Annotated in this window: 22 protein-coding genes and 1 riboswitch; of the genes, 13 read left to right on the top strand and 9 right to left on the bottom strand. The window is 65.0% G+C overall.

Going from position 1 to position 24,299, the window contains the following annotated elements:
* The first annotated feature begins 20 nt into the window (after nt 1-20).
* Nucleotides 21-1,175 carry an acyl-CoA dehydrogenase family protein gene (locus CLU85_RS22490; RefSeq protein WP_100412218.1) on the top strand — a complete coding sequence of 385 codons (1,155 nt, stop codon included), beginning with the start codon at nt 21-23 and terminating at the stop codon, nt 1,173-1,175.
* 44 nt (nt 1,176-1,219) lie between these two features.
* Nucleotides 1,220-2,203, top strand: a complete 984-nt coding sequence (locus CLU85_RS22485; protein WP_100412217.1) for a tripartite tricarboxylate transporter substrate binding protein — start codon at nt 1,220-1,222, stop codon at nt 2,201-2,203.
* 66 nt (nt 2,204-2,269) lie between these two features.
* Here CLU85_RS22485 and CLU85_RS23490 read toward each other — a convergent pair whose 3' ends face one another.
* The 4 genes from CLU85_RS23490 to CLU85_RS22465 form a co-directional block, all read right to left on the bottom strand.
* A complete protein-coding gene (locus CLU85_RS23490; protein ID WP_232727904.1) occupies nt 2,270-2,458 on the bottom strand; it encodes a hypothetical protein in 189 nt (62 codons plus the stop codon).
* A gap of 368 nt (nt 2,459-2,826) precedes the next feature.
* The gene (locus CLU85_RS22475) at nt 2,827-3,294 is read right to left on the bottom strand and encodes a PaaI family thioesterase (protein ID WP_100412216.1); all 468 of its coding nucleotides are present in this window, start codon (nt 3,292-3,294) and stop codon (nt 2,827-2,829) included.
* Nucleotides 3,295-3,305: 11 nt separating this feature from the next.
* Nucleotides 3,306-4,301 (bottom strand): tripartite tricarboxylate transporter substrate binding protein, encoded by a 996-nt coding sequence (locus CLU85_RS22470; RefSeq protein ID WP_100412215.1) that lies wholly within the window; start codon nt 4,299-4,301, stop codon nt 3,306-3,308.
* Nucleotides 4,302-4,331: 30 nt separating this feature from the next.
* Nucleotides 4,332-5,900 (bottom strand): class I adenylate-forming enzyme family protein, encoded by a 1,569-nt coding sequence (locus CLU85_RS22465; RefSeq protein WP_100412710.1) that lies wholly within the window; start codon nt 5,898-5,900, stop codon nt 4,332-4,334.
* A gap of 381 nt (nt 5,901-6,281) precedes the next feature.
* Here CLU85_RS22465 and CLU85_RS22460 point away from each other — a divergent pair, with 381 nt between their 5' ends.
* The 4 genes from CLU85_RS22460 to CLU85_RS22445 all read left to right on the top strand — a co-directional run bounded on the left by CLU85_RS22460 (nt 6,282) and on the right by CLU85_RS22445 (nt 10,702).
* Nucleotides 6,282-7,346 (top strand): homocysteine S-methyltransferase family protein, encoded by a 1,065-nt coding sequence (locus CLU85_RS22460; RefSeq protein ID WP_100412214.1) that lies wholly within the window; start codon nt 6,282-6,284, stop codon nt 7,344-7,346.
* Nucleotides 7,347-7,527: 181 nt separating this feature from the next.
* Nucleotides 7,528-8,466 carry a tRNA 2-thiocytidine(32) synthetase TtcA gene (gene ttcA / locus CLU85_RS22455; RefSeq protein WP_100412213.1) on the top strand — a complete coding sequence of 313 codons (939 nt, stop codon included), beginning with the start codon at nt 7,528-7,530 and terminating at the stop codon, nt 8,464-8,466.
* A 50-nt stretch (nt 8,467-8,516) separates the two neighbouring features.
* Nucleotides 8,517-9,953 (top strand): tRNA 5-hydroxyuridine modification protein YegQ, encoded by a 1,437-nt coding sequence (gene yegQ, locus CLU85_RS22450; protein ID WP_100412212.1) that lies wholly within the window; start codon nt 8,517-8,519, stop codon nt 9,951-9,953.
* Between the two features lie 104 nt (nt 9,954-10,057).
* Nucleotides 10,058-10,702 carry a hypothetical protein gene (locus CLU85_RS22445; RefSeq protein WP_100412211.1) on the top strand — a complete coding sequence of 215 codons (645 nt, stop codon included), beginning with the start codon at nt 10,058-10,060 and terminating at the stop codon, nt 10,700-10,702.
* A 94-nt stretch (nt 10,703-10,796) separates the two neighbouring features.
* On the opposite strand, the gene CLU85_RS22440 is transcribed toward CLU85_RS22445, so the two are convergent.
* On the bottom strand, nt 10,797-11,693 hold the full coding sequence (locus CLU85_RS22440; RefSeq protein WP_232727903.1) for a LysR family transcriptional regulator: 897 nt from the start codon (nt 11,691-11,693) through the stop codon (nt 10,797-10,799).
* Between the two features lie 223 nt (nt 11,694-11,916).
* On the opposite strand from CLU85_RS22440, the gene CLU85_RS22435 reads away from it, so the two are divergent.
* Together CLU85_RS22435 and CLU85_RS22430 are read left to right on the top strand one after the other, a co-directional pair.
* A complete protein-coding gene (locus CLU85_RS22435) occupies nt 11,917-13,557 on the top strand; it encodes an argininosuccinate lyase (RefSeq protein ID WP_100412209.1) in 1,641 nt (546 codons plus the stop codon).
* 260 nt (nt 13,558-13,817) lie between these two features.
* Entirely contained in the window at nt 13,818-14,939 is a 1,122-nt protein-coding gene (locus tag CLU85_RS22430) for a hypothetical protein (RefSeq protein WP_100412208.1), read from the top strand.
* Nucleotides 14,940-15,070: 131 nt separating this feature from the next.
* Here CLU85_RS22430 and CLU85_RS22425 read toward each other — a convergent pair whose 3' ends face one another.
* The gene (locus CLU85_RS22425; RefSeq protein ID WP_100412207.1) at nt 15,071-16,378 is read right to left on the bottom strand and encodes a Glu/Leu/Phe/Val dehydrogenase; all 1,308 of its coding nucleotides are present in this window, start codon (nt 16,376-16,378) and stop codon (nt 15,071-15,073) included.
* Between the two features lie 295 nt (nt 16,379-16,673).
* Here CLU85_RS22425 and CLU85_RS22420 point away from each other — a divergent pair, with 295 nt between their 5' ends.
* Both CLU85_RS22420 and CLU85_RS22415 read left to right on the top strand, forming a co-directional pair.
* Nucleotides 16,674-17,606: a zinc ribbon domain-containing protein gene (locus tag CLU85_RS22420; protein ID WP_100412206.1), complete on the top strand. Its 933-nt coding sequence runs from the start codon at nt 16,674-16,676 to the stop codon at nt 17,604-17,606.
* Nucleotides 17,607-17,655: 49 nt separating this feature from the next.
* Complete coding sequence (locus tag CLU85_RS22415) at nt 17,656-18,861, top strand: zinc ribbon domain-containing protein (protein WP_100412205.1); 1,206 nt, start codon at nt 17,656-17,658, stop codon at nt 18,859-18,861.
* A 58-nt stretch (nt 18,862-18,919) separates the two neighbouring features.
* On the opposite strand, the gene CLU85_RS22410 is transcribed toward CLU85_RS22415, so the two are convergent.
* Nucleotides 18,920-19,810 carry a PPK2 family polyphosphate kinase gene (locus CLU85_RS22410; RefSeq protein ID WP_100412204.1) on the bottom strand — a complete coding sequence of 297 codons (891 nt, stop codon included), beginning with the start codon at nt 19,808-19,810 and terminating at the stop codon, nt 18,920-18,922.
* A gap of 51 nt (nt 19,811-19,861) precedes the next feature.
* Nucleotides 19,862-20,863 (bottom strand): GlxA family transcriptional regulator, encoded by a 1,002-nt coding sequence (locus CLU85_RS22405; protein WP_232727902.1) that lies wholly within the window; start codon nt 20,861-20,863, stop codon nt 19,862-19,864.
* A 110-nt stretch (nt 20,864-20,973) separates the two neighbouring features.
* On the opposite strand from CLU85_RS22405, the gene CLU85_RS22400 reads away from it, so the two are divergent.
* Nucleotides 20,974-21,810: an MBL fold metallo-hydrolase gene (locus CLU85_RS22400; protein ID WP_100412203.1), complete on the top strand. Its 837-nt coding sequence runs from the start codon at nt 20,974-20,976 to the stop codon at nt 21,808-21,810.
* A 40-nt stretch (nt 21,811-21,850) separates the two neighbouring features.
* Here CLU85_RS22400 and CLU85_RS22395 read toward each other — a convergent pair whose 3' ends face one another.
* Nucleotides 21,851-22,786 carry a LysR family transcriptional regulator gene (locus CLU85_RS22395; protein ID WP_100412202.1) on the bottom strand — a complete coding sequence of 312 codons (936 nt, stop codon included), beginning with the start codon at nt 22,784-22,786 and terminating at the stop codon, nt 21,851-21,853.
* A gap of 75 nt (nt 22,787-22,861) precedes the next feature.
* On the opposite strand from CLU85_RS22395, the gene CLU85_RS22390 reads away from it, so the two are divergent.
* Both CLU85_RS22390 and CLU85_RS22385 read left to right on the top strand, forming a co-directional pair.
* Nucleotides 22,862-23,332 carry a PACE efflux transporter gene (locus CLU85_RS22390; RefSeq protein ID WP_100412201.1) on the top strand — a complete coding sequence of 157 codons (471 nt, stop codon included), beginning with the start codon at nt 22,862-22,864 and terminating at the stop codon, nt 23,330-23,332.
* Between the two features lie 101 nt (nt 23,333-23,433).
* Complete coding sequence (locus CLU85_RS22385; RefSeq protein WP_100412200.1) at nt 23,434-24,174, top strand: hypothetical protein; 741 nt, start codon at nt 23,434-23,436, stop codon at nt 24,172-24,174.
* A gap of 18 nt (nt 24,175-24,192) precedes the next feature.
* Nucleotides 24,193-24,295, top strand: a riboswitch (S-adenosyl-L-homocysteine riboswitch).
* Nucleotides 24,296-24,299: the final 4 nt, after the last annotated feature.

Genomic DNA, 24,299 nt, shown 5'->3' with positions numbered 1-24,299 from the left:
TTTATTCCGAGATACCGACCATGCAAGACCTGATCCAGCGCACTGTCTACCGTGAAGACCACGAACATTTCCGCGAGCAGGTGCGCCGCTTCTTCGACAAGGAAGTCGTGCCCTTTCATGCCGAGTGGGAGCGCCAGGGCATCGTGCCCAAGGAGGTGTGGCGCAAGGCGGGCCGTGAGGGCCTGCTGAACACCATGTTGCCTGAGCCGTACGGCGGCGGCGGCGACTTCGGCCACGCTGCAGTGTTGATCGAGGAAGTGGGCCGCACGGGCGCCACGGGCCTGGGGTTTCCGCTGCACTCGGACATCGTCGCCCCCTACATCAACACCTACGGCAGCACGGCGCAAAAGGATCGCTGGCTGCCCAAGATGGCGGCGGGCGAGCTGATCGGCGCCATCGCCATGACCGAGCCCGGCGCGGGCAGCGACCTGAAATCGGTGCGCACCACGGCCACGCTGGTCAAGAGCGGCGAGGGCGACCACTATCTTCTCAACGGCAGCAAGACCTTCATCACCAACGGCATCAACTGCGAGATCGTCATCGTGGTGGCCAAGACCGCGCCCGAGCTGGGTGCCAAGGGCGTGTCGCTGATCGTGGTGGAGGAGGGCACGCCGGGCTTCAGCAAGGGCCGCAAGCTGGAAAAGATCGGTCTCATGGCGCAGGACACCTCCGAGCTGTTCTTCGACAACGTCAAGGTGCCGGTGGACAACCTGCTGGGCCAAGAAAACATGGGCTTCAAATACCTGATGCACGAGCTGGCGCAGGAGCGCCTGGTGGTGGCGGTGCGCGCGGCCACGAACATCGAGACCTTCCTGAAAAAGACGGTGGACTACACCCGCGAGCGCAAGGCCTTTGGCCAGACGGTGTTCGAGTTCCAGAACACGCGCTTCAAGCTCGCAGAGGCGAAGGCCCAGGCCACCATGCTGCGCGTGTTCGTGGACGACTGCATCGCCTTGCATATGAAGCGCGAGCTGTCGCCCGAGCGCGCCGCCATGGTCAAGCTCAATGCCACGGCGCTCCAAAACCGCCTGCTCGACGAGTTCTTGCAACTGCATGGTGGCTACGGCTACATGACCGAATACCAGGTGGGCCGCGCCTGGACCGATGCGCGCATCGGTCGTATCTACGGCGGCAGCGACGAGATCATGAAGGAAATCATCGCCCGCACGCTGTAGCCCGAGCCATCCGTTCCCTACACAACATTCAAGGAGACATCACCATGGCATTCACCCGGCGCAAGACCCTGGGCCAATGGCTACCCCTGATCGCTCTGGCCGCCTGCGGCATCGGCAGCGCCCAGGCACAGGACCATTACCCCAGCAAACCCATCCGCGTCATCGTGCCCTATCCGGCCGGCGGCGGCACCGACATCATCGCCCGACTGATCGGCGTGCAGCTGTCCCAGCGCCTGGGCCAGCCCGTGGTGGTGGAGAACAAGCCCGGCGCCAGCGGCATCCTGGGGAACGACACCGTGGCCAAGGCGCCCGGCGATGGCTACACCGTGCTCATGGGCATCACCACCGTGGTGCAGATCCCGGCGCTGTACAAGAAGGTGCCCTACAAGCTCAGCGATCTGGCCCCGGTGTCGCAGGTGGCCAAGTCGGCAGACTTGCTGATGGTGCCGCGCAGCTCGGGCGTGACCACGCTCGAACAGTTCGTTCAGAAGGCCAAGGCCGCGCCCGGCACGTTCAACTACGGCAGCTATGGCAACGCCACCTCGTCGCACATGAACGGCGAGCGCTTCAAGCAAAAGGCCGGCATCGACATCACCCACATCCCCTACCAGGGCTCGGGGCCGGAGATGGCGGCGATGCTGGGGGGGCAGCTGACGCTGGCCTTCGTCGATGCCACGGCCGCCTACCCGCACATCAAGTCGGACAAGATCAACATCCTGGCCGTGACGGGCGCCCAGCGCCATCCGGCCCTGCCACAGGTGCCCACCATGACCGAGGCGGGCTACCCTGGCCTGGAGGCCAATGGCTGGTTCGGCATGTTCCTGCCCGCCACGGCGCCCAAGGCCATCGTGGACAGGCTGGGCACCGAGGTGGCGGCCATCGTCAAGACCCCCGAGCTGAACAAACGCCTGACCGAGATGGGGCTGATTGCCGTGGGCTCGCTGCCCGATGAGTTCAAGGCCCAGATCGACAGGGATGCCACGCATTGGAAGAGCGTGGCCGAGGCGGCACAGATATCGATGGACTGATGGGCCTCAGCCTTCTAATACAAGGAGACGCGCGATGCCTCGCGACGCCAACCCCCTTGGATGAAGTCAGTGCCAGCCAGTGGTGCCACCGACGCCATTGCGCGTGAGCGGGGTGAGCGCATGGCGCAGCGCTTCGGCCATTCGGTGGTGGTCGACAACAGGCCCGGTGCCGCTGGCCTGATCGATCGCGGGTGATGCAGTGGGTAAGTCCCCGCCCGGTGGCATGACGACGCTGCTGGGCAATACCTCGTCCATGTTGCCCAACCTGTACCTGTACAAGAAGACGCCCTACGGTCGGTCGACCGACCTGACCCCGCTGGTGCGTGTGGCCTGGCACCGATTACCCGGGGGGTCACGGCCGACTCACGCTCGCAGAACCTGCAGGAGTTCGGGGCCTGGATGCGGGATCACAAGGGCAAGTTGTCCTGCGGCTGCTACGGCGTCGGCTCGCATGGCCAGCCGTGATGGCATGGCACATATCGTCGCCGCGCGCTTCATGCCGGTGGATAGCGACGCCCCGAAAAATTCGCCCGGCTGTGGGCGTTGGCGGCGCCGATCTGGGGCCGCTTGCTGCAAGCTGCGGGCGTGCGCCGCGCTGCCGTTTTCTTGCCGCCCGTCGGTGCCTATACCCCTGCATGCGCTGGCGTGCGCGCCATCAGCTTGAAGGTGCCCGTGGCCAATGCCACCAGGGTGCCGTCTGCGGCGCGCACCTCGCCCCGTGCGAAGCTGATGGAACGCCCGCGCCGCTCGCAATGGGCCGTGGCGACCATGTCGCCGCTGCCAGCCGCCACGAAGTGCAGCGTGAGATCGATGGTGGCGACGCCATAGGCGGCCGGATCATGGGCGCGCACGGCCGAGGCCAGTGCGCAATCGAGCAGCGAAGCAATGGCGCCGCCATGCACATCGCCACGGCTGTTGGCCTGGTCCGGTTTAAAGCCCATGCGCACCTGGGCCATGTCATCACCGATACGCTCGCCGCGCAGTGCCATGGCGCGCGCCATGGGCATGGGGAGCCCGAAAAGCATGTCGGGCGCTTCGTGTTCAAAGGGGCTTGAGGGCATGTCGATGGAGGGGGAAAGCGGAATGGACATGGCGGTGATGGTCAGTCCACCTTGGCGCCAGTGGACTTGACCACGGCGGCCCAGCGGGTGATCTCGCGCTCGATGTGCGTTTGCAGCGCCTCGGGCGTGGAGCCCACAGGTTCGTAACCGCCAGCGGCTAGCTGCGCCTGCAGCGTGGGCTGACGCAACGCAGTGGCGATCTCGCGGCTCAGACGCTGGGTAACCTCTGGCGGCGTGCCGGCCGGTGCGATCAGCGCATACCAGCCGGTCACGTCGAAGCCGGCGATGCCCTGCTCCTGCACCGTCGCCACTTCGGGCGCCAGTGCCGAGCGCTGCGGGCTGGTGACGGCCAGCGCATGCATGCGTCCGCCACGGATGTGCGGCATGGAGGTGGAGATGCTGTCGAACGTGAGGTCGATGTCGCCCGCCAGCATGGCATTGACCACGCCCGCGCTGCCCTTGTAGGGCACGTGCGTCATCTTGACCCCGGCAATGCTGCTGAAATATTCGGCGGCCAGGTGCCCGGTGTTGCCATTGCCTGCCGAGCCAAAAGTGAGCTTGCCGGGTGCGGCCTTGGCAGCCTGGATCAGCTCCTGGACATTCTTGGCGGGCAGCTTGCCACTGGCCGCCACGACCATCGGCAGGTTGGCCACCAGCGACACGGGCGCGAAGTCCTTGCGCGTGTCGTAGGGCAGTTTGGGGTAGAGGCTGTCGTTGATGGCATGCGCGGCCAGCACCATCAGCACGGTGTAGCCATCGGGCTTGGCCCGCGCCACATACTGCGAAGCCAGCGTGCCGCCCGCGCCGGGCTTGTATTCCAGCACCACGGTCTGCCCCAGCTGCTGCTGCAGCTGCACGGCCAGCGGCCGGCCCAGCAGGTCGGCGCTGCCACCGGGCGGGTAGGGAATCACCAGCTGTATGGGCTTGGCGGGCCACGGATCTGCGGCCTGGGCAGCGGGTGCCAGCAGGGCGGTGGCGCCCAGCGCCAGGCTGGCAAGCACGGCGCGGCGCAGCCGGGTGGAGTGGGACATGGGCATGGCGGTCTCCGGGTCGGGGTGGGGAAAAAGTCAGTCGGTCATGCGGGCGACCTGCAGGTACTGCTCGCGCAGCGTGCGCTTGAGCACCTTGCCGATCTCGCTGCGCGGCAGGCGTTCGATCAGTTGCAGGTCGGCCACGCGCTGGGTCTTGCCCACGCGGGCGTTGAGCCATTCGCGCAGCTCTGCGGCCGTGGGCTGTGAGCCGGGCCGCGCCACCACGTAGGCGACGGGGGTCTCACCCCACTGCTCGGAAGGCACCCCCACCACGGCGCACTCAGCCACTTGCGGGTGCTGGCACAGCAGGCTCTCGATATCGCTTGGGTAGACGTTGAAGCCGCCCGTGATGATCATGTCCTTCTTGCGGTCGCCGAGCACGATAAAACCGTCCTCGTCCAACCGGCCCACGTCGCCACTGCGGATGAAGCGTTGGCCCTGGCTGTCGAACCACTCGGCCTCGCGCGTCTTGTCGGGCAGGCGGTGGTAGCCGCTCATCATGCCGGCCGAGCGGCCCACGATCTCACCCTGGGCCCCCGTGGGCAGCTCGCGCTCCTGCTCGTCGATGAAACGGATGTCGGCACCTTCGCCGGGGCGGCCCACGGTGTGCAGCTTGTTCGGAAATGCATGGCAATGCAGCTCGCAGCGCACGCCGCCCTCGGTCAGGCCGTAGTACTCGATGAGCCGGCCGGGCCAGCGCCTCAGCACTTCGGCCTTGAGCTGGGGGCTGAAAGGCGCACTGGTGCAGAACTTGTGTTGCAGCCGGCTCAGATCTGTGGCGTCGAACGCAGGGCAGGCCATCAGCCGCTGGTATTGCACGGGCACCAGCATGGTGTGGGTGGCGCCATGCCGCTCGGCCAGTGCCAGATACTGCGCCGCGTCAAACTTGCGCATCAGCACCAGCGTGCCGCCCAGCGCCAGCGTGGGCAATGCCGCGACCAGCGTGGTGTTGGAGTACAGCGGCGTGGCGCACAGCGAGACGGCATCGGGCCCGTAGCCATTGATGGCGGCGCGGCGCACATGGGCCCAGCGCATCGCCCACGACTGCACGATGCCCTTGGGCACGCCCGTGGTGCCCGATGAATAAATCACGTTGAACGGCCAGTCGGGCGCGGGGGCTATGGGTGCGGGGTTGGCCCCTGGCGCAGCCAACCAGTGCCCCCAAGGCTCGCCTGCCTCGGGTGCGTCATCCAGGGCCACGCAGCGCAGTGCGGTGCCCGCGTGCAGCGGCCATTGCGTGGCGATCTCATGATCGCGCAGCACCAGGCGTGCGCCGCAGTTGTCCAGCATGGCACTCAGGTGCTCGGCCGTGGCCGAGGGGGCCAGCGGTGCCACCGCCATGCCAGCGCGCAAAGCGCCCAGGTAAGCCAGTACATATTCGATGGAGGTCCCGGCGCAGAGGGCGACCACGTCGCCGGGCCGCAGGCCGCCCTGCTGCAGGCTGGTGGCCACGCGGTCCATGCCAGCGCACAAGGCGGTGTAGTCCAGGCTGCGCCCGTCCAGGACCAGGGCGGTGTGGTGGGGGCGGTGCACGGCTTGCTGCGCGATCAGTTCGGGTAGCGATCCGAAGGGCTGCGCCAGCAGATGTTCAATGTCTTGGTGCATGGGATTCACCATAGCCAAGCCTGCCGCGATCCGTACCTAGGGTTTGGGAGCGAATCGCTTTGCCTTTGGAAAACCCCCACTTTCGTGCCCAGAAAGCAGGGACGCCGGTGGTGTCCGTGGGCCGTCCTGCCCGGGGTTGGTCTCGTGCAGGCGCCTCAAACGGCGCTTGTTCCGTTGGTTCTTGGGGGCCTGGACTGGGTCCATCGGCGCTGCGCGTGGCTTGCGGCGAACGGGGCGAACCCTTGTTTGCCAGGTGCTTGCGCCCGCAGGGACCCACAAGCAGTCGCCGCACACCTTGTCGCTGTCGATCAGCCGCTTGCGGGTTCTGATCAGCCACTGGACCAACGGCCCGCGCATCCCGGTTTCTTACAATAGCGCCCTATGCAAGCCCTCCACTACACGCGCGCCGCGCAACTGCCCGACATCCTCGCCCAACGCATCGTCATCCTGGACGGCGCCATGGGCACCATGATCCAGCGCTTCAAGCTGGGCGAGGCGCAGTACCGGGGCGAGGGCTATACCGGCCCCGATGCGGCAGGCGACCGGTTCAAGGACTTCCCGCGCGATGTGAAGGGCAACAACGAGCTGCTCAGCATCACGCGGCCCGACGTGATCCGCGATATCCACGAGCGCTACCTGGCCGCTGGCGCCGATCTCATTGAAACCAACACCTTCGGCGCCACCACCGTGGCGCAAGAGGACTACAAGATGGCCCACCTGGCGCGCGAGATGAATGTGCGCTCGGCCCAGCTGGCGCGTGCCGCCTGCGACAAATACAGCACGCCCGACAAGCCCCGTTTTGTGGCGGGCGCCCTGGGCCCCACCCCAAAAACCGCCAGCATCAGCCCGGATGTGAACGACCCCGGCGCGCGCAATGTCGATTTTGAGCAGCTGCGTGCAGCGTATTACGAGCAGGTCGAGGCGCTGGTCGAAGGTGGCTCGGACCTGTTGTTGGTCGAAACCATCTTCGACACGCTGAACGCCAAAGCCGCGCTGTTCGCCATCGACGAGTTCTTTGAAAACAGCGGCCAGCGCCTGCCGCTCATCATCAGCGGCACGGTCACCGACGCCTCGGGCCGCATCCTGAGCGGCCAGACCGTGACGGCCTTCTGGCACAGCGTGCGCCATTCGCGCCCGCTGGCCATCGGCCTGAACTGCGCGCTGGGCGCCACGTTGATGCGTCCCTACATTCAGGAGCTGAACCGCGTGGCCGAAGACACGTTCATCAGCTGCTACCCCAATGCCGGCCTGCCCAACCCCATGAGCGACACCGGCTTTGACGAAACGCCCGAAATCACCAGCCGATTGGTGCATGAATTCGCGGCCGAAGGCTTGGTGAACATCCTGGGTGGCTGCTGCGGCACCACGCCGGACCACATTGGCGCCATCGCCAAGGCCGTCGAGAGTGTGCCCACACGCAAGATGTTCTACCCTGCCGAAGCGTAAAATCTGATTCAAATTGGCCTCTGGCGCTTATCCAATAAGCGCTGGCAGCTATATAAAACGTAGCAATCAAACCATCGCTGCTCTGCGGTAGCGCATTGCCGGGCGGGTGAGTCTGCGGCACCCTTACGCCTCTCCGTTGAAATTTCGCCTGCACTCTTGCTAGCACCCACGCCTGCTTCCCATGTCCGTTACTGCCACCTTGCCCGACACCCCTGTTGCTGAGGGCATCGAAAAAGCCGCCGCCCACTCCGCGCTCAAGCTTGAAAAGCGCCTGGTGCGCCAGGTGGCCCAGGCCATTGGCGACTTCGGCCTCATCGAAGACGGCGACAAGGTCATGGTGTGCGTGTCGGGCGGCAAAGACAGCTACGCCATGCTGGATGTGCTGCGCATGCTGCAGCAGCGCAACGGCAACCGGTTTGAGTTGATCGCCGTCAACCTCGACCAGAAGCAGCCCGGCTTTCCGGCCCATGTGTTGCCCGAATATTTGACGAAGGTGGGCGTGCCCTTTCACATCGAAACGCAAGACACCTACAGCGTCGTCAAAGAGCACATCCCCGAAGGCAAAACCATGTGCAGCCTGTGCAGCCGCCTGCGCCGGGGCATCCTGTACCGTGTGGCCGACGAGTTGGGCTGCACAAGAATAGCGCTCGGCCACCACCGCGACGACATGCTGCAAACCTTTTTCTTGAACATGTTCTTTGGCGGCAAGCTCAAGGGCATGCCACCCAAGGTGCAAAGCGACCGGGGCGACCACCTCATCATCCGCCCGCTGGCCTATGTGGCCGAAGACGACCTGAGCCGCTGGGCCGAGCACCGCGCTTTTCCCATCATCCCGTGCACCCTGTGCGGCAGCCAGGAGAACCTGCAGCGCAAGCAGATCGGCCTGATGCTGCGCGACTGGCAGCAGCTGTACCCCGGCCGCATCGAGAACATGGCCGTGGCGCTGCGCAACCTGGTGCCTTCGCACTTCATGGACCCGCGCCAGTTCGACTTCAAGGGCATGGTGCCCAATGGCGTGCAGGACGCCGATGGGGACAAGGCGTTTGACGCGGAAGAATTCCCCGCGCAGGCCGTGGGCATGCTCGCGGGTTTGCCGCTGATGCCCGCTATGCCCCGCTGAATCTGCCGAACCTGCTGACACCGATAACGATTTTTAGATTGGGCCACCCCATGACCACGCTCAAAGCCCCCGAACTGCTCCTGCCCGCTGGCTCGCTCGACAAGATGCGCGCCGCCTACGACTTTGGCGCCGACGCCGTGTACGCAGGCCAGCCGCGCTACAGCCTGCGTGCGCGCAACAACGAGTTCAAGCTCGAACAGATTCGCCAGGGCATTGGCGAGGCGCATGCACGCGGCAAGCAGTTCTTTGTGACCAGCAACCTGATTGCGCACAACGACAAGATCCGCACCTACCTGCGCGACATCGAGCCCGTGATCGAGCTGAAACCCGACGCCCTCATCATGGCCGACGCGGGCCTGATCATGATGGTCAAGGAGAAGTGGCCCGAGCAGGTGGTGCACCTGTCGGTGCAGGCCAACACCACCAACTGGGCGGCGGTGAAATTCTGGCAAAAGATGGGTGTCGAGCGCGTCATCCTCTCGCGCGAACTCAGCCTCGACGAGATCGAAAAAATCCGCCAGGAATGCCCCGACATGGAGATCGAAGTCTTCGTGCACGGTGCGCTGTGTATTGCGTACTCGGGCCGCTGCCTGCTCAGCGGCTACTTCAACCACCGCGATCCCAACCAGGGCACCTGCACCAACGCCTGCCGCTGGAACTACGCCACCCACGACGCCGACATCGACCCCACCACGGGCGAAGCCATTGCGCAAAAAATGGAAGGCGATTTCAACTTCGAGGCCGCGCAGCAAAAGGAAGAACAAGCCTTCACGTCCACCCTGGGCAACGGCGAGCGCCACCCCAAGGCCGACAAGGTCTACCTCATCGAAGAGGCCGGCCGCCCCGGGCAGATGATGCCCATCATGGAAGATGAGCACGGCACCTACATCATGAACAGCAAGGACCTGCGTGCGGTAGAGCATGTGGCGCGCCTCACGCAGATCGGCGTCGATTCGCTCAAGATCGAAGGCCGCACCAAGAGCCTGTATTACGTGGCCCGCACCGCCCAGGTCTACCGCCGCGCGATTGACGACGCCGTGGCCGGCCGCCCCTTCAACCCCGAGCTGCTGCTGGAGCTGGAAGGCCTTTCCAACCGCGGCTACACCGGCGGCCTGCTGGAGCGCCGCCCGGCCAACGATTATCAAAACTACATCAGCGGCCACTCGGCTACGCAGCGCAGCCAGTTCGCGGGCGAGGTGCTGGGTGCCGAAGGCCAGGCCGACGTGGGGCTGGAAGGCGACTGGGTGCTGGTGGAGACCAAGAACCACTTTGCGGTGGGTGACCTGATGGAGGTGGTGCACCCTAGTGGAAATATCACGGTGCGGCTGGAGCAGATGCGCGACGTGCTGGGCCAGAGCGTGCAGGTGGCGCAGGGGAATCCGGTGCGGGTGTGGATTCCGCTGGCTGGGCTGTATAGCGGGGCGTTGTTGGCGCGGGTGGTGGAGGGGGCGGTTATCGGACTGCACTCAGAACCAGTGGTGGCATAAGTGCAGTCATTTTGTTTTCAGTCGAAATTACTATCAATAATTGATTAATAAGCGATTGCAAGCTCTATAATGGGTTTAAATTTTGCTGCCCTGCAGGAGTTGATGTGGATATTAAAGATCAAATCGCAGAAGCCACGAGGAAGCTGGATGAATTGCATCGCAACCCGACATTGCAGGCTGTTTTAAAATCTAAGAAAAATACGGTTGATGTTTTCAGAGATATGGTCATGAACTCCAAAATTAATTTGGATCATGCACAATCGGATTTCGATAAAGAACTACACGAATTCATCCTGCTCCTGGCTGTCTTCAATTATGAATTGGGATATGAGTTATTGTTGGGATTTCAAGGGAAAGGGCAGTTTGTTGCAAATGTCCACTATAAAAATGCACTTCATAAACTGTATGAATTTGATCTAATGTTTTCCAAGACCTATTTTAAAAAGATAGAAAGTCTTTTGAGGGGTAAAGGGATTGTCATTGATAGTGCGAAACTTGGAGAAGTTAGGCGGCAGTTTGCTGCTGAATTGAAAGATATTGGCGATTTCAGAGATGTGAGAAACAGGGCAGGTGGGCACTATGATCCTGACCTGACCGTTTACCTTGCTGCAATTGATTCAGTTGAATTTCAAGTGGTTGAAAAAGCAGCGAATACTATGACGAAATTTATATCAACATTGCTCTCTGTCTTGGCTTCTCAAATCAAGGGTGACCATCAAGCTGTAGGGATCGGTGATCCTGAGAATTGATATCTGCTGTGAAAGTCGTATGAAGCGAAAGAAGAGTTGAAGAAACATCGACAACGGACTTTATATTTTTTCTCCGATAAGCCCTCAACCATCGTCACCCCCGCATAGAAAGCACGCATCCGATAAACGCACGACAAGGATGCGCGCCATTCGCAAACACCTCCGCTTTGACCAACACCCCCAGCGGGGCGACCCCCTGCGGCGTCCACGACAAAACGCCCAGATCCTTTCGCTGCACCAACGGCCGTACAAGGCTCGCTGGCACGCAGACCAGCATGTCGCTTTCCGCCAGCATGGCGTAGATGATTTCCGTCGAGCGGCTCGACACTCGGCACAGCTCCGGTACGCCGCCCAGATCGTCAAAAAGGCTATCCACCTGTTGGGGGCCCAACCCCGTGAGTGGCGGGGCCAGCCAGCGTTGTGACAGCAGATCAGCACCTGTGACGGTTGTCTGTTGCGCCAACGGGTGCTCCGGGCGGCATGCGATGACGAATTCATCGGGCAGCGTGGCATGAAACTCGAAGCCCTGCGGCAGCGGGGTCGGCTCGCGGCAGATCGCCATGTCCAACGAGCCTTCCTGCATGCTCTCCAGCAGGTTGTCGATCGTGACTTCATGGACATCGATCGCAGCGTTCGGGTGCAGGGCGCAGTAGGACGGTATGGCGGCCGCCAGCACCCCGTTGATGCCCGCCGCGATGCTGCCGATGCGGATCAACGCGGACGCAGCCCCTTGCTGCATCAAGGCGGCATTGCCTGCCGCCGCTTGAAGGGGAATCAGCGAAGCGCGCAGCAAGGGGAGAACCGCGTCCCCCAGGCTCGTCAAGCGCATGCCCTTGGCGTGCCTTTCAAAGAGCGGGCCGCCCAGCGAGTTCTCCAGCTCTGCCAGCGCGTGGGTCGCGGCAGGCTGGCTCAAGCCAATGGCAGACGCCGCGCGGTGCAGGCTTTGCAGGTCGGCAATCGCAATCGCCAGTTGCAGGTGCTTCAGGCGCACGCGCCCCAGGATGCGATTGAACAGGACAGAGGGGGTCAGGTCTGGCATCGATTATTCAAAATTTGAATCACGTTGGAAAAGAAGTATTGGCCCTGCGCCCTATGCCGTGCAACTATCGCGTGCCTTCGGTTGGCAGCAAGCCTTCCCTCGGGTCATTCAACTAACGAATCTTATTCCCGCACGGGGCGCAAACCCGTATGCAGGAAATCAGGAGACAAAACCCATGCCGTTACTTCAGCGCTCAATTTTGGGTAAGACCCCTTCGCGCCCGTCCCGTGTCCTCCTCGCCCCGGTCATGGCGGCCATCTTCGCCATGGGCCAGGCCAACGCCGCCGATACATTGGACACCGCGTGCAAGACCACGGCCGAGTGCCAGGCGCAGGTCGCCAAGATTCAGGGCGTGGTCAAAGGGGACGCCACCAGCGCCTTGTCCAAGTCCCAAGACACGTTCTACTGGTTTGGCCGCATCAACATGGCGTCGACCGTGGTGAATGCCGAGCAGGGCATCATCCCCAAGGCCCAGGCCGGTCGCATTGCGCGCGGCGTTGAGCTGTCGATCACCCAGGCCACCACGCCCGGCGGCAAGCGCCCCACCGATGTGCTGCAGGTCGAAAAAATCATCACCGATGCCGTGGGCCCCGAAGCGACGCTGATCCACACCGGGCGCAGCCGCCAGGACATCCACGCCACCCTGAACGCCGCGCAGTTGCGCCTGGAGATGCTGGACTTTGCCGATGCGCTGGACCAGGTGCGCGCACGGCTCATCACCACGGCGCAGGCCCACACGGCCACCTATGTGCCCGCCTACACCAATGGCGTGCAGGCCATGCCCATCAGCTACGGGCACTACCTGTTGGCGTTTGCCGACTCGTTCGCACGCGACTCGGCACGCATTCGCGAGGCCTATGCCCGCATCAACCTCAGCCCCATGGGCACGGCGGTGCTGGCCAATTCCAGCTGGGGCATCAACCGCGAGCGCCTGGCGCAGCTGCTGGGGTTTGACGGCCTCATCGTGAACTCGTTGGACGCGGGGCAGATCAGTACGTACGACATTCCCATTGAGGCCACATCCATTGCCAGTTCCACGGCGATCCGCGTGGGTGCTTTCATGCAGGACGTGCACACCCAGTACCACCAGACCCGGCCCTGGTTGCTGCTGGCCAGCTCCAAAACCTACACCAGCAGCGCCATGCCGCAAAAGGCCAACCCCGGCATCATTCAGAACACCCGCGCCAAGGCCAGCGATGTGGTGGCTTCCGCGCAAGCGTCACTGTGGCGGGCGCATAACGTGACGCCGGGAATGATCGACTACAAGAACACCTGGAGTCCGGCCAGCGCAAAGACGTTCGTGCAAGGGGTCGAGATGCTCAGACAGTTTGACGATGTGCTGGACTCGCTGCGCATTGACCCCGCACGCGCGCTGGACGAACTCGAATCCGAGTGGACTACCTCGATGGAACTGGCCGAGGCCCTGCAACGCAGCCATGGTGTGCCGTTCCGCGTGGGCCACCACTTTGCGTCAGACGTGGTGGTGTTTGCCAAGGAGCGCAACATTCGCCCCAAGGATTTTCCGTACGCCGAAGCCGTGCGCATTTACCGCGAAGCGGGCAAGAAATACGACCTCAAGGACCCGCGCCTGCCGCTAAGAGAAACTGCATTCCGCCGCGCTTTGTCTCCGGCCGAAATGGTGGCCACCCGCACCGGCACAGGTGGGCCCCAACCCCAGGAGGTCACGCGCATGGCGGCTGTTGCCAAGGATGTCCTCGCCAAGGACCGCGCCTGGTCGGGCGAAGCGCGGCAGCGTTTGCTGGCCGCAGAGGCCGCATTGAACGCGGCGTTTGAGGGTGTGAAGTCGTTGCCGTAACCACGATTCGCGGGGACCTCAGCGGTTCGGTCGCCCGGGCCGTTGGGTGGGGATTTGAGCGAAAGAGGCTTCTAGCGCTTATTTTTATTGGACATGCAGCTATATATTTTGAAGTGATTCATTGCCAGTCGCTCCCGCTGTGATCGCATGACGGAAGGCATGGCGCGGCGCGAAGGCTTGGTGTGCCAAGCGTTGACACGCGCTGTTCATGCCGTGCGAATGGCTACAGAATCGGGCATTCATTCCACTGAACGCCGGGCATGTCCCTCCCTATCGACCCTTCCCGCAGCGCGCTGCCGCCCGTCGCCCAGTTCCTGGCCGAGGCGGCGCTGCAGCGGCAGTCGGCGTTGCTGGGGCTGGACAAACCCAAACCTGCCGCGGCCCCCGCACCGCTGCCTGGTGCCGACCCCAGCGCGCCGCCGCCATCGGTTTCATCACCCAGTCCACCCGCCGGGCCGCTGCCCACACCGGCTGACAAGGCCAGCATTTCGCCCCAGGCGCGTGAACAGTTGGCGGCGGGTTTTGATCCGCGGGGTGGCGCGGCCAATGGCGGCTTGCATGGCACGCCGGGTGATGGCGCGTTGCGCGCTGCGCCACCGGCGCTGCCCAGTGGCGCCCCGGCAGCACCCGGCAGTGCGGCGGTATCAGCGGCTTCTTCGGGCGTGGGCGGTGCGGCTTGGCCCACATCGGGGCTGGGTGCACCGCTGCTGCGATTGGTCAACGCGCTGGTGGCACAGGTGACGGCGCAAGCAGGCGTTCCGCAGCGCGTGGTGGCCGCCCAGCCCTGGCCCATTGGCATGGCGCAGGCGCTGGAGAGCGGTGCGCTGGACGCTGACCAGCCGCCGCTGCAGACCTGGCTGGTTCGCCAGGGCGTGGTGCTGACGCCCGAGGGGCCGCGAGGCATGGCGCTGACTTTGCGTGCGCCGGTGCCGTGGCTCGCAGCGCAGCAGGCGACGACCGCAGTGGCCGGCGCGGCACAAGCTAACGCGGCGGGGGCGCTGCAGGTGCCTTTCGCCGGAGGCGGACAGGCGCTGCAATCGGGCGTGATGGCCTTGGTGCTGCAGGGCATGGACGCCGCCGCACCGCGCACCAGTGCGCTGCTGGTGCTGGACCTGCAACCGCAACTTGCCGCCGCCGTCTACGGCCGCGAGATGCTGCAACAGGCCACCACAGGCCGCCTGGACCCGTGGACGCAGATGGCCGTGCTGCAGGCCAGCGGCCAGGTGCCGCGTGAGGACGAACGTGCGCGCAATGGCGCATCGGGCCTGTGCGAAACCGTGGGCTGCCCGTATGCCGCGCGGGCTGCGTGCGTGCAGCCGTTTTGCCTGGCCCAGCGCGGCGTTCCGCCGCCCGAGCCTGTGGGGCCCGTGCCGCTGTCCTGACCTGCCCGGCCCGGCGCTTCGCCGCGCAAAAAAAGCCGCCAGGGCCGGGTCACGGCATCTGGCGGTTTCAGGGCAGGCCCCCGGCGCGATGTGGCCGGGGGTTGCAACAGCTTTAGGCGTTTGCGCCGGGCTTATGGATACAGGCCGCGCATTTCGCGGGCGTGCAGGATGCGCTGGCAGGCCACGATGAAGGTGGCGGTGCGCAGGCTCACCTTGTGCTCTTGCGCCACTTGCCAAATGCCCGCAAAGGCCTCTTGCATGATGCGCACCAGGCGGGCGTTGATCTCGTCCTCGCTCCAGAAGAAGCTGGAGAAATCCTGCACCCATTCAAAGTAGCTCACCGTCACGCCGCCGGCGTTGGCGATCACGTCGGGCAGCACCAGCACGCCCTTGTCGTGCAGGATGTCGTCGGCCTCGGTGGTCGTGGGGCCGTTGGCGCCTTCGATCACGAGCTTGGCCTTGATCTGGCCCGCGTTGTCCTTGGTGATCTGGCCTTCGAGGGCGGCGGGGATCAGGATCTCGCAGTCCACGCCCCAGAACTCCTCGGCTTTCATCACATCGGCGCCTGCAAAGCCGCCCACGCCGCCACGGGTTTTCACATGGGCCAACAGGGCGGGCACATCCACGCCCTGGCCGTTGAAGATGGTGCCGGTGTGGTCTTGCACGGCCACCACCTTGGCGCCAGCTTCGGCAAACAGCTTGGCGGCAATACCGCCCACGTTGCCAAAGCCCTGCACTGCCACGCGGGCGCCGTCCAGCGCCAGGCCGGTCAGCTTGGCGGCTTCCACGCCCACGGTGTACACGCCGCGGCCGGTGGCTTCCACGCGGCCCAGCGAGCCGCCCAGGTCCACGGGCTTGCCGGTGACCACGCCGGTGGCGGTGGCGCCGGTGTTCATCGAATAGGTGTCCATCATCCATGCCATGATCTGGCCGTTGGTGTTCACATCGGGCGCAGGGATGTCCTTGGAGGGGCCGATCAGCAGGCCGATCTCGCTGGTGTAGCGGCGCGTCAGGCGCTCCAGTTCACCCATCGACAGCTTCTTGGGGTCGACGCGGATGCCGCCCTTGGCACCGCCGTAGGGCACGTTCACCGCCGCGTTCTTGACCGACATCCAGGCCGACAGGGCCATCACTTCGGACAGCGTCACGTCTTGGTGAAAACGCACGCCGCCCTTGCCGGGGCCACGGCTCAGGTTGTGCTGTACGCGGTAGCCCTCGTAGTGGGCGATGGTGCCGTTGTCCAGCTCGATCGGCACGTCCACGATCAGGATGCGCTTGGGGCGCTTGAGCGTTTCCACCCAACGGGCCAGGCTGCCCAGATACGGGGTGACGCGGTCGACCTGCTGCAGGTAGTTGCCCCAGGGGCCAAGGTGGTCGGCCTGCAGGTAGGAGGGCAGGGGGTGGGATGGGAGGTTGGGGGTGCCGACGGGGTGCGACATGGTGAATTTCCTTGTGGGATCGGTTCAGACTGCGAAGCTTATGCCTGGCCCGGGGCACTGTCCAAGGCCAGTGTGTTTGTGGGTTATGCATTTAATGCATACATGGGTCGGGCGCGGTTTTCATGCTGCGATGCGGCGAAACACAGACGGACCCTGCCTTGCCGTCTGCGCCCAGCCACCCGGTCATCTCTGAGCCACCGATTGCCCATAGACTCGGCCAGCCTGGCATCGAACCGGGCGCTGCGCCGGGCCCTGCACCGGACACCCTGAATTTTGAAGAGAGAGAGGGATTCCTATGAGCGTGACATGTCCTGCCTGCCACGGTGTCAACCGTGACGGCGCCCGCTGCTGCACCACCTGTGGCGCTGAGCTGACCCATGCCTGCCCGCAATGCCAGGCCCGCAACAAGCCCGCAGCGCGGTTTTGCGCACAGTGCGGACACCACCTGGCGCAGGAGGACGCACCCAAGCAGGGCGTGACCGTGCCTGTGACCGACCCTGTCGCCGACCCTGTGGTTGAGCCCGTCTTCGAGTCTGTGGCGGCAACCGCTTCCGCTCCAGTGCCCGCACCCCCTCCATACCCAGAGCCACCGGCCACTCCTGCATTGGCGCCCGTAGCAGCAGCGCCGATGGACTTTGTGTTTGATGACGATGATCGCCCTGCTGTACCACCGGCCCGCCAGCGCCCCGTAGTGGCCTCTGTGTTGGCCGTGGTGGCCCTGCTGGCCGTGGCGGGCGCTGCGGCCTGGTATCTGCTGGCCCGCCCCGACGCCGCGCCGACCGCGCTGCCCGTACAGCCTACCCCTGTCACTGCGGCGCCTGCCGCTACCCCCACCCTTGCCGAGCCGGTGGAGGAAATCATTGAATCCGAGCGCGCGCGTCCTGCGGCGGCAGCATCTGCCGAAGCCACCGCTGTGCCTGCATCCACACCGCCCGTTGCAGAGCCACCATTCACACCTGTCACCGTGCCCCGCGTGGCCGATGCGGCCCCGCCGGCGACCGGCGCAGCCAAACCACGGCCTGCAGCAGCCCCCGAGGACGCGCCCTGGCCCCCTGCGGCGCGGCCCGCGCCGTCGCCCGGCGACAGCCTGGCCCGCTTGCGCGGAGCGCTGGCCCAGTGCGCGGCCATGGGCAATGAGCTGACGCGCGGGACCTGTCTGGCGCGCACCCGGCAGAACTTCTGTGGCGACGCCTGGGGCCGCATCCCCGAGTGCCCGACGGGCCAATGACCGCGCGCTACCCACACATAGATACAACACAAAACGAGAGGGATTCACCATGAACAACCACCGATTTCTGGCCGGTGACCATCAGTATTCGATCTTCCGCTTGCCTGAGGCCCTGACCTGCTGGCAGGCCGTGTCCGTGATGGGTGCGTCCTACTTGGGCGCTGGGCTGCTGGTCGCCCTGGGCAGCATGATGGGCCACATGTCCATCGTCTTCACCGTGTTGCTGGGGCTGCTGGCCTTGGTGTTGGTGATCGCGGGCACCAGCGGTGCTGGTGTGTGCCTGACCGATCTGGCGCGCGGGCGGCCTTACCGTGGCGTTGTGAGCTACTGCGTGGCGGGCCTGTTCAGCCTGCCCAAGCTGCTGGGCGCTGGGCTGTTGATGCTGCTGCTGTACGGAGCGGTGCTGCTGGGCGCGGCGCTGGTGCTGCTGGTCTGCAAGCTGCCGGGCATCGGCCCCGTGCTGCTGGTGGTAGCGGTGCCGCTGCTGGTGCTCACGGTGGCGCTCGCGCTGCTGGGGTATTACGTGGCGGTGTCCATCGTGGGCCCCGCGATCTGGGATGGTGAGCGCGTCATGCACGCGCTGTCCATCACCTGGAGCATTACCCGCAATTACCCGTTTGCTGCCATCGGCAAGATCGTCGGCGGTTTGCTGCTGTCGGGCATCTTTGCCGCCATGCTGTTCGGCCTGATCGGTGTCTCCAGCGCTATCGTGGGGGGCATGGCTGCGCCCATCATCGGCACAGGCATGGGTTTTGACATGGGTGCGTTGATGGGGGGCTACGGCAACAGCCATTGGGTGGGCGCTGGCATTGGTTATGCGCTGGTGTTTGTCACCGCATCGGCCTTTGTGTTCCTGCTGCCTTTGATGGTGGGCGTGCTGACCTGGTGCGAGTTTTCTGACAAGGTGGACCTGGGTGGAATCCGCAGCAGCACGGACAAGACCCTGAACGATGTGAACACCAAGATGGCCGAAATGAAGGAGAAGGCCCACACACCGCCAGTGGCAGGGCCTGCGCCCGCAGCTTCTGCCGCCGTCGAGCCCAGTGCCGTCGCCCAGGCGCCGGTGGCTCCTGCGGCGGAAGCCGCTGCAACGCCTGAGGCTGCGCCAGTGGCGACTGCGACTGCAGCGGTATTGGCGGGTGCCGCTGCCGCGCCTGCGCCTGCAGCCGCCCATGCTTCGTTGCATTGCCCCCGCTGCGCGGGCGCCGTGCATGTGGGTGACCGGTTTTGCGAGCACTGCGGCCACGCGCTGTAAGCGCGGTCCCCGGGGGACGCCCCCCGTGGGGCCTCTGTGTGGCCCGCCGGTGCGACGGCTACACCACCGTGAAGTGTTGTAGGGCGGGGTCTCCGGTGGGGTAGCTCAGGTCCAGGTTGTGCAGCACCTCGCGCAGCAACGTGGCCACCATCAGGTTGCGGTGTGTCTTGGAGTCGGCAGGCACGATGGTCCAGGGCGCCCAGGGGGTGTGGGTGGCCGCCAGCAGGGTGTTGTAGGCCTTGCGGTAGTCGGACCATTGCTTGCGCACCTCGATGTCGCCCATGCTGAATTTCCAGTGTTTGGCCGGGTCGTCCAGGCGTTCTTGCAGGCGCTCGCGCTGCTCTTGCGGGCTGATGTGCAGCAAGAACTTGAGCACGATGGTGCCCGTTTCGCTGAGCATGCGTTCAAAGTCGTTGATGTGGGCCAGCCGCTGCTGGTGCTGCTCGGGCGTGATCCAGCTATTGACCACCGGCACCAGCACGTCTTCGTAGTGGCTGCGGTTGAATACGGTGATGTCGCCTGCTTGCGGCACCTGTTCGTGGATGCGCCAGAGGTAGTCGCGTGCACGCTCGGCCTCGGTCGGCGCCTTCCAGCCCACGGCATGCACGCCCAGTGCGCTCATGCGCCCGAAAACGCCCCGGATTGTGCCGTCTTTCCCGGATGTGTCGGTGCCTTGCAGCACCACCAAGAGCTTGTAGCGCTTGTCGGCGTAGAACAGGTTTTGCAGGGCGTCCAGTTCCACGGCCAACTCTTCTACGGCGGCCTTGTCATCGGCCTTGTTGCCCAACGAGAACGGTTTGTCCCCGGGGTTGAAATGGTCCAGTGTGGGCGCCTTGCCTGCCGCCTGACCGGGCAGGCTGGGGAGGCCGGGTTGCCAATGTGCCCAGCGTTGTGCCAGCGCCTTGTCGCGGGCGTCGAAGTACGGGGCAGTGTGGTGAGTGAGGGGCATGCGTGGCTCCTGGTGGCGGCGGGTCGATGGTGGTGGCGAGGGTAACAGCGCTCAGCGCGCGCCGTGGGCCGTGCGGTAGGCCAGTGGCGTCTGGCCTGTCGCCTGCCGGAAAGCGCGGTGCAGACCGGCTTCGCTGGCAAATCCGAGGTTTTCGGCAATGCGCTTGAGCGGCTGCGGCGTGTCGCACAGTGCCTCGCTCACCTGGCGCAGCTTGATGCGCCGCATCCAGTGCGCTGCAGAAAGCCCTGTATGCGCCTGTACCCGGCGCGCCAGCGTGCGCGACGAAACGCCCAGTGCGTCCGCCAGCAAGGGCAGCCGCAGCGCGGTGGCGGGGTTGTGCTGCACCCACACCATGGCGCGGCGCAGTTCGGCATCGGTGACCGCCATGAGGTCGTGCCCGGCAAAGGCGGGGTGGTTGCTGCGTGGGCGGGGCAGCATCAGCAGAGATTGCAGGTCGCCCAGCGCTGCGGCATCCAGGCGCGCAGCCAGGGCGTGCAGCATCAAGGGCAGATAGCCGTTGGCGCCGGCGGCCGTTGTGATGGCGCCGTCTTCCACCAGGGGCTCGTCAAAGCGCCATTGCACCGCGCGAAACTGCTGTTGCAGGGCGGCCTGCAGCCACCAGGTGGCCGTGGCCGCGCGCCCGTGCAAACGGCCGCTGCCTGCGGCCAGCGCCACGCCCGCGCAGTAGCTCCATACCTGGGTGCGGCGTGGCAGTGCCCGCAGTGCCGCAATGGTGGGTGCCAGCTGCCTTTGTAACGGCGGTGCCTGCAGCCCGTCGGGCGAAGACAACCACAGGCCTGGCACCAGCACGGCGTCCACCTCGGCCTGCGCCAGGGTCACCGTGGGGGCGAGGGCCGGGCCTTGCCAGGTGGGCACGGCCTGCAGGTCGACACCCGCCCAGCAGGTGTTGATGACAGGGCGCTGCGCGCGCAGATGGGCGGCACGTGCCATGTCGGCGGTGGCAAACAGACCCGCAGGCATACAGCCGGGGTACAGCAGCAGTGCCAGGCGCAGAGGTGGTGCGATAGGGTTGATTGCACGGGGTTTGCTCACGGCGGTGTTGTGGCTTGAAATGGAAAGAAATTGTCAGATGCAGACATTCTCGTTGGATGCCGTCCTCTCGACAATTCGGGGCATCCCATTGCTTTCGGAGCCGTTTCACCATGTTGATCACCCAGTTGCGCAACGCCACCCTCCTTCTGGAGTTCGTCTCACAAGGCCACCCCGTGGGGCTGCTGGTGGACCCTATGCTCGCTCCCAGGGGCAGCCTGCCCGCGCTGCGCTACCTGGGCGTGGGGCGCCAGCGCAACCCCATCGTGGAGCTGCCCGATGGCTCAGACCAATGCCTGCAGCGCGTGACCCACGCACTCATCACGCATTGCCAGCGTGGCCACTTCGACCACCTGGACCGTTGGGGCAAGCGCTTTCTGCGCGAGCGCCAGATACCCGTGCTGTGCATGCCGCGCGATGCGGCCTATCTGGCGCAGAGAGGGCTGCAAGTGCAAGCCCTGGCGGGGCCGGGTCGCCAGCCTTGGGCGCTGGGCGGCCATGTCACGCCCATCCCGTGCGTGCACGGAACAGGCTGGGTCGGGCGCTTCATGGAACACGGCCATGGCTATCTGTTGGAGTTGCCGGGCGAGCCCAGCATCTATCTGGCGGGCGATACGGTGATGACGCCCACCGTGCGCGACTGCCTGGCGCATTTGCAGCCCGACGTGGCGGTGTTGCCCGCTGGCGGCGCCCGCTTTGACGTGGGTGCAGAGATCCTGATGGACGCAGCCGACATGGCAGAAGCGGCGCAGCTGGCCCATGGCACCTTGGTGGTGAACCACCTGCAGGCGTTGGACCATTGCCCCACGACGCGTGCATCGGTGCGGGCGCTGGGGCAGCAGGGTGGCTGGGCGCATCGCCTGTGGGTGCCAGAGGATGGCGAGGCGCGGGAGTTCTGGCGCGCTGATGTCGTCAATTTCGCTATGAATAATATAGCTGCAGACGCTTGAAATATAAGCGCATGACGCTGTTTCCATTCAAACCCTCACCTCATCCGTGCTGCGCGGCGACGCTCTCGCGCATTCGCGCCACAAAACGTGCAGCACCCAGGCCCAGGGGCCGTTCCTTGGACCACACCACATCCACCCACAGCGCCGTGCCGTTGCTCAGGTTCTCAAAAGGCATCTCCACCAGCCGTCCCGCCTCGATGCGCGACTGCACCAGCGCGCGCGGCTGCCAGCCCCAGCCCAGGCCCGCTTCAATCATGCCCAGCGCGGCCAGGTGGTTGTCGGTGCGCCAGTGGTGGCGGGCAAACACAAAACGCGGGTCGGTCTGCGCCAGGTCGCGGCTGGCCACCACGATCTGGCGCGTGGTGGTCAGGTGCTCTTCGCGCAGAATCGCGCGCTCGGGCGCCTCGCCACGGGCCAGGGCCGAGGCACGGGCGACCTGCAATACCGGATGGTCCGGCGCCATCACGGCTACCAGGGTTTCGGTGCCCACCTCCTGAAAACCCTCGCGCCCGTCGATGCTGGGCCGCTCAAACACCAGCGCCAGTTGTGCGCGCCCGCTGTGCAGCAGTGCCAGCGCATCCACCTGCGGGGCCGTCAGCACCTCCACCTGCAGCAGCGGGTACTCCTGCGCCAGGGCGGCCAGAGGCCCCGTCCAGCGGGCGGCCAGCAGCTCAGGCGCTATCGCCAGTGTCAGGCGCTCTTCCAGCCCTTGCGTCAGGGCCAGAGCCTGGGCGTTGAGCTGCTGCAACTGCCCTGCCAGCAGCCGGGCCTGGGGCTCCAGCGCGCGGGCTGCGGCTGTCGGGCGGGGCTCGCGACCGCTGCGGTCGAATAGCTGCACGTTCAGCTCGGCCTCCAGGTGGGCAATGGTCATGCTCACAGCCGACGGCACGCGCGACAGCGCGCGCGCAGCCGCCGAGAACGAGCCGTGGTCAAGTGCCGCCAGAAAGACCTGCACGCTGTCGGAATGGAAGGCCATGGCGCGAATGATCTATCAAAAAAACTGAAATAAGCTGACTTTATATGTCAGTCGGGCGAATATAAAGTCGCCCCCATGGACAAGAAACCCACTCTGTTTGGCCTGCAAGGCGTCAAGCGCCGACTGATCTACGTGAGCCTGTACGAACTGATCGCCATCGTGGCAGCCACTGCAGGCCTGGCATTGCTCACGGGCCAGGGTGCGGGTCATTCCAGTGTGGTGGCGGTGGGCGCCTCCGTGATCGCCATCGTCTGGAACATTGTCTTCAACTGGGCTTTCGAGCGCTGGGAGTCGCGCCAGGCCGTGCGTGGTCGCAGCGTGGCGCGGCGCGTGGCGCACGCCATCGGTTTTGAGGGCGGTCTGGTCTTCACTCTGGTGCCGTTGTTTGCCTGGTGGTTCGGCATCAGCCTGTGGCAGGCGTTCGTGATGGACCTGGGCCTGATCGTGTTTTTTCTTTGCTACACCTTCGTCTTCAACTGGGTGTTCGACCACCTCTTTGGCCTCCCGGCCTCGGCCATGGCCCCTGTGCAGGTCGCCACGGCCTGAGGGCGGGGCCACGGGCCTCTCTCTGCGCAACCGTCACGCCGTGTGAACCCTGTGCGAAGGCCGATCTGGGCGGCCCCTGCGCTGCCGATAATGGCGCCACGATGTGTGGGCTTTTTTCCTCTTCCCGTGCGCTGTGTCTGGCGCTGTTGTGTACCGTGCTGGCCGGCTGCGCTGGCCATGCACCCACTCCGCGCGGCGAGGTGAAGGGCGCATCCGCGTCGCCCGGCGAACTGGCCCAGTCCGACACCAACCGCATGGCCAGCCTGGCCATGCAGGAGAACCTGGAGGGCTTGTTCCGCCTGATGGACAAGCTCTACCGCCGCAACCCCGCCGAATGGCGCAAGGGCGGCGTTGCCAGCCGCGAGCAGGCCATCGATCAGGTGCGTGTCGCGGTCATCCAGCGCCAGCCCTGGGCGCCGCTGCAGGGGCGCCGCGATATCGCCGCGATGGGCCTGGCACTGGCCCCGGAGTTCGCCGGTGACCGAGTGGCCGCGTTCATCCACGCCACGGCCGACATGATCATCACGGCCCATGGTGGCAAGACCGAATTTTTCTTGCTCGATGGCGTGGATGCGCAGCATCTCTACAACGCCGCACGCAACGTGGAAAGCGCCGTGTGGCTGCTGGCCCAGCGCCGCAATGCCCAGGGCCAGCCACTGCTGTTGGCCGACGAGATCGGTGCGCAGGGCCGCAACCTGAGTTTTGAGCGCGAGTTTGGCAAGATCATTGCGCGGCTGGATCTGCTGGCCGCCTTCACCACCGAAAAGTACCGCCGCGCTGCCATCAGCTATGTGCAGGGGATTGTGGGCGGCACGTTCTTGCAGTTTCTGCCGGTGCGCTGAGCCGGTAAAATCCGGCACTTGCCCAAGGAGCGTTGCAGCGGCCCCCTCACCACGACGGGGCCGTCAGGCTTGGGTACATAAGAACAAGTTCTAAGCCCCACCGCAACGACGCTCACCTGTTTTTC

Source organism: Acidovorax sp. 69 (assembly GCF_002797445.1).
Lineage (GTDB): Bacteria > Pseudomonadota > Gammaproteobacteria > Burkholderiales > Burkholderiaceae_C > Acidovorax.
Note: the sequence above shows the minus strand (reverse complement) of the source record. Positions and strands in the feature narration are given on the sequence as shown.

Excerpts from the sequence above, each read along its gene's own strand:
- CLU85_RS22395 (WP_100412202.1), bottom strand. The coding sequence starts at position 22,786 with ATGGCCTTCCATTCCGACAGCGTGCAGGTCTTTCTGGCGGCACTTGAC.
- CLU85_RS22490 (WP_100412218.1), top strand. The coding sequence starts at position 21 with ATGCAAGACCTGATCCAGCGCACTGTCTACCGTGAAGACCACGAACAT.
- CLU85_RS22420 (WP_100412206.1), top strand. The coding sequence starts at position 16,674 with ATGAGCGTGACATGTCCTGCCTGCCACGGTGTCAACCGTGACGGCGCC.
- CLU85_RS22400 (WP_100412203.1), top strand. The coding sequence starts at position 20,974 with ATGTTGATCACCCAGTTGCGCAACGCCACCCTCCTTCTGGAGTTCGTC.
- CLU85_RS22390 (WP_100412201.1), top strand. The coding sequence starts at position 22,862 with ATGGACAAGAAACCCACTCTGTTTGGCCTGCAAGGCGTCAAGCGCCGA.
- CLU85_RS22470 (WP_100412215.1), bottom strand. The coding sequence starts at position 4,301 with ATGCCCATGTCCCACTCCACCCGGCTGCGCCGCGCCGTGCTTGCCAGC.
- CLU85_RS22415 (WP_100412205.1), top strand. The coding sequence starts at position 17,656 with ATGAACAACCACCGATTTCTGGCCGGTGACCATCAGTATTCGATCTTC.
- CLU85_RS22430 (WP_100412208.1), top strand. The coding sequence starts at position 13,818 with ATGTCCCTCCCTATCGACCCTTCCCGCAGCGCGCTGCCGCCCGTCGCC.
- CLU85_RS22425 (WP_100412207.1), bottom strand. The coding sequence starts at position 16,378 with ATGTCGCACCCCGTCGGCACCCCCAACCTCCCATCCCACCCCCTGCCC.
- CLU85_RS22460 (WP_100412214.1), top strand. The coding sequence starts at position 6,282 with ATGCAAGCCCTCCACTACACGCGCGCCGCGCAACTGCCCGACATCCTC.
- yegQ (WP_100412212.1), top strand. The coding sequence starts at position 8,517 with ATGACCACGCTCAAAGCCCCCGAACTGCTCCTGCCCGCTGGCTCGCTC.
- CLU85_RS22385 (WP_100412200.1), top strand. The coding sequence starts at position 23,434 with ATGTGTGGGCTTTTTTCCTCTTCCCGTGCGCTGTGTCTGGCGCTGTTG.
- ttcA (WP_100412213.1), top strand. The coding sequence starts at position 7,528 with ATGTCCGTTACTGCCACCTTGCCCGACACCCCTGTTGCTGAGGGCATC.
- CLU85_RS22410 (WP_100412204.1), bottom strand. The coding sequence starts at position 19,810 with ATGCCCCTCACTCACCACACTGCCCCGTACTTCGACGCCCGCGACAAG.
- CLU85_RS22435 (WP_100412209.1), top strand. The coding sequence starts at position 11,917 with ATGCCGTTACTTCAGCGCTCAATTTTGGGTAAGACCCCTTCGCGCCCG.
- CLU85_RS22465 (WP_100412710.1), bottom strand. The coding sequence starts at position 5,900 with ATGCACCAAGACATTGAACATCTGCTGGCGCAGCCCTTCGGATCGCTA.
- CLU85_RS22475 (WP_100412216.1), bottom strand. The coding sequence starts at position 3,294 with ATGTCCATTCCGCTTTCCCCCTCCATCGACATGCCCTCAAGCCCCTTT.
- CLU85_RS23490 (WP_232727904.1), bottom strand. The coding sequence starts at position 2,458 with ATGGACGAGGTATTGCCCAGCAGCGTCGTCATGCCACCGGGCGGGGAC.
- CLU85_RS22485 (WP_100412217.1), top strand. The coding sequence starts at position 1,220 with ATGGCATTCACCCGGCGCAAGACCCTGGGCCAATGGCTACCCCTGATC.